The organism is Streptomyces swartbergensis, assembly GCF_002148965.1.
Lineage (GTDB): Bacteria > Actinomycetota > Actinomycetes > Streptomycetales > Streptomycetaceae > Streptomyces > Streptomyces swartbergensis.
In genome coordinates, this window is sequence record NZ_NGFN01000805.1 from 1 (window position 1) to 788 (window position 788).

Below are 788 nucleotides of genomic sequence, written 5' to 3' on the forward strand. Positions count from 1 at the left end.
CGGCCGCGCGCGCCAAGAAGCGGACTAACCACCCGCTGGCCTCGCGCGGCCCGTCTACCGACCGGACTAACCACCCGCGTCGGCCGCTCAGGTCCCGGTTCCCGCCGGTCCTGAGCTGCGGCTCATCAAGCCGCTCATTTCCAAACCGGCCCCTCATCAGGGCCACCGCACCACCGGTCGCTAGCGGCCACCACAGCCACATCCGTACCGACCCGGCTTCACCCGCGAGCCCCCACCACAGGGGCTTCGCGGTTCACCGGGACCGAGAGGAGAGGAGAAATCTCCCCCCCACCCGATCGGTGTCCGCCCGCTTCTCACGAAGGGGGCGGCACCTGACACATCCGCACATCTGGTCGTCCGGGCCCGAGGGCTCGGGTTGGTCCAGCTATATGGAGAGCAGGTCGTTTCTCATAGTGCCCGAGAGTGGTGTCCCCTGTCAGCTTGACCCTGTCCGTTTCACCCCGGTTCAGGCGCGGCGATCTTCCCGTGTGACGGGATCGACGTACGGTTCGTGCGTCTTTTTCCAGTTCGTACCGGAAGTTGGATTTCCGGTAGGAAGCTACAAGAGCAGCGGTTTCGGAGCGGCCTCGACGGGCCTGGTCGCGGCGTCGGCCGTCTCGCTCGTGCACTCCGTCTCGGAGGTCGTCGACAACTCCGTCGACGACGGCGTCCGCGAAGACCGCGCCCCGTCTGACGGGATGGGTTCCAGGATTGTTGCCCGCCGTGCGGGAGCGCTGGGGGTGATCCGGGCTCAGCGGGCTCTGTCCACAGGCCGCGCGGTGCAGGGT

General features: G+C 67.6%; 1 pseudogene. It reads left to right on the top strand.

The annotated features are described in order from the left end of the window. Positions 1–488: 488 nt before the first annotated feature. A pseudogene (locus tag CA983_RS47455) lies at positions 489–788 on the top strand (hypothetical protein); the annotation flags it as partial.